Raw genomic sequence first — 2,894 nt, 5'->3', positions numbered from 1 at the left:
GCTGAATCTCCGGGATTTATTGCAAATCCAGCTTCAATTATAATTCTAGCTCCACCCATATCTGCTTCAATATTGGTTCCAAGCTTCGTTTTCACCCTTATCCTATTACCATGCATGGCCTTTGCAATTTTCTTCGCATAATCGTAGACTTCATCGTAATCTGCCAGTGCAGCTCCATTTATGAAGTTATCCAATGATCTTAAGACCATGGACATGTACCTAATCCTCTTCTCCCTAAGTAATCTAGCAACTTCTGGATCGTATGATGGTGCAGCTGTCCCCTTAGTTACCCCAATAACCACATTTGCATATTCCAAACTTGCTTGAACTGGTTTTGGGAGTGTGGTATGCGATTTCCAGTTGCTTGGTATAATTGAAATTACTGGTGTCCCTCCAATGCTTATGGTTTCCTTGAATAATGCTTCAACCATAATTGCTTCAGACTTATCATCTGCAATAATTAATAAATTTTCACCACTCTTCACATTCAACAATTTACCTATTATCAACCCTGATATTCTACGAACTCTCTCCTCTAAACTCATAATACAAATTATGCTTCAAGTTTACATTTAAGTTTTTATTACTGATGACTTAGATTACTTATTGGGTTGAATAACTTTTGTCAAGCCTTCTCTACGTCATTGGGCATTTAACCATCGATGAAATTATTAGAGGGGGGAGGTTGAGTAGGCGTATTGGTGGAACAGCATACTATTCATGTGTATCAGCCAAGCTTCTAGGTTGGAACTGCAAATTGATATCCAAGGTTGGGAGGGATTTCCCAGAAGACTACCTGAAACATTTAAACTCGATTGGACTAGATATTTCCGGAGTTAAATTCTCAGATTTCCCAACAACATCCTTCAAATTGAGGTATGATGATGGTAAGAGATTTTTATCCCTGAAAAGTAGATGTGAAGATATATTCATTGATGATGTCCGTGAAGTTGTTGGAGATTCAATAATCCATGTAGGCTCTGTGATTGGTGAAGTTTCTCCTGAAATTGTGGATTACATTTCCTCTAAAGCTAGAATGGTTTCCATAGATCTCCAAGGTTTTCTAAGATTCTTCGATTCAGAGGGTTCAATTAAACTTGTTAAACCAATCTTCATTGATGAATTGCTTGGTAGAGTTGATGTCGTCCATTGTGATGGTGTTGAAGCTTCCATGGCTACTGGAATCAAAGATCCCGTGGAAGCTGGAATGTATATGTGCAATACATATAATGTGATCGTTTTACTTACTCTTGGTGGGGAGGGCAGTTATATATTTCATGGTGGTGAAGCATATCATATACCGTCGATTGTTAAGTATGTTGTTGAAGAGACTGGTGCTGGAGACATATATACATCCGCATTCCTCTACAGATATTCTTCAACGGGAAAACTACTTGAATCCACCATTTACGCTTCATCTGTAACTTCAGTTTATGTTGAGTCTGGGGATATATTTAGGCTGGGAAATCTTGATTTAATAAACTTAAAGATGAATGAATTGTGGAAGTATGTGAAGCCCTTACCTCCATGATGCTGAATCGCAATTTTAATATTTCCAAAGGATAATAGTGATTTGTGAAGATTATGTCTAGTGGGTTTGATGACGTTTTCAATAGCTTATTTAACATTTACAATACAAAGTATCCCCATAATCCAAGAGGGGTGCTGAATTTCCATATAAATAAGCTTTGTAACGAGAAGGGGATTGGTAGGGTTGAAGCCTTCATTAGGATTGCGTATCAAAATGGAATTAAGGTTGATGAGGTAGAGAAGCTGGTTTCCTCAGGTAAATCTCTTGATGAAGCTATAAGGATTGCTTCATCAAATCTTTCTTGGTGGGATAAGTTGATTGATGAAAAATTGGGGATTGTTGCTACAACCGAGATTAAAAGTCCTGAAGAGCTTGAGCTGGAGGAGTTTTTAAAGAATTGCGAAGCTAAGATGAAAGGGGTCCTTCTCGTAACAACCCCAACAGTCCCTGGTTATAGGGTTGTTGAGGTTTTGGGTCCAGTTTATGGTTTAACTATTAGGAGTAGGGGGTTTGGTGGTAGGCTTGCAGCAACTGTAGAAACTTTGATAGGTGGTGAGATTACGACGTTAACTTATGAGTTTGAGAAGGCTAGGGCTGAGGCTCTCCTTAGACTTGTGGATAAGGCTAGGAGGCTTGGAGCCAATGCAGTTATTGGATTGGATTTCGAAACTAGTGATCTATTTGATGGAATAGCCATAGCATTCTCAGTTTATGGTACTGCTGTGAAGGTTGAGAAGGAGAAGTAGCAAAATATAACTTTCCCTTAAACCTTTCTTTAATTGTTATGTCTAGGAGAATTGTTAGTGTAATTCTTGAGCATGGTAGTTGTGGTTGGGGTAAATGTTACTTTTGTGGTTGGGGTAAGCGTAGGGTTGAGTGTTCATTGGATGAATTGAAGGGTAGGATATTCAATATGCTTAGCTCTAAGCGTAGGGAGGGTGAAATAGATTTACTCAAAGTATTCTCCTCGGGCAGCTTCCTCGACCCTAAACAGTTCCCAGATGATTTCGTCTCATGGTTTATTCGTTTATGTGAATCTTTCGGTGTTAAAGAGCTTATAGTTGAGTCTAGACCTGAATACATTGCTGAGGATAGGTTGAAGCTTCTATTAAGCGGTAAGGTTAAGGTTACTGTGGCTATTGGATTGGAGCTTGCAGATGACAATATACTGTTAAATTATTATTGTAAGGGGTTGAGGGTTGATGATGTTGTTAATGCCGTTAAAGTTTTGAGGGGGCATGGTTTTGGCGTTAGATTGTATTTGCTTGTTAATGGTCATCCATACCTCTACTCCAATCCTGAAATTCATAAACGCATATTTGATGATAGCATTAAACTTGCATTGGATTTAGCTGATAGCGTT

Annotated in this window: 2 protein-coding genes and 2 pseudogenes; 3 read left to right on the top strand and 1 reads right to left on the bottom strand. The window is 38.6% G+C overall.

The genetic code is table 11. The features are described from left to right. Positions 1-545: pseudogene (locus tag MRT15_RS10055) on the bottom strand (hypothetical protein); the annotation flags it as partial. Positions 546-622: 77 nt separating this feature from the next. On the opposite strand from MRT15_RS10055, the gene MRT15_RS10050 reads away from it, so the two are divergent. The 3 genes and pseudogenes from MRT15_RS10050 to MRT15_RS10040 all read left to right on the top strand — a co-directional run. After that, positions 623-1,531, top strand: coding sequence for a PfkB family carbohydrate kinase (locus MRT15_RS10050; protein ID WP_304329961.1), 909 nt, complete (start codon positions 623-625; stop codon positions 1,529-1,531). A gap of 53 nt (positions 1,532-1,584) precedes the next feature. Continuing rightward, complete coding sequence (locus tag MRT15_RS10045; RefSeq protein WP_304329960.1) at positions 1,585-2,277, top strand: YbjQ family protein; 693 nt, start codon at positions 1,585-1,587, stop codon at positions 2,275-2,277. 38 nt (positions 2,278-2,315) lie between these two features. Continuing rightward, positions 2,316-2,894, top strand: a pseudogene (locus MRT15_RS10040) (hypothetical protein); the annotation flags it as partial.

This window comes from Candidatus Culexarchaeum yellowstonense (genome assembly GCF_024707025.1).
Classification (GTDB): domain Archaea; phylum Thermoproteota; class Methanomethylicia; order Culexarchaeales; family Culexarchaeaceae; genus Culexarchaeum.
Note: the sequence above shows the minus strand (reverse complement) of the source record. Positions and strands in the feature narration are given on the sequence as shown.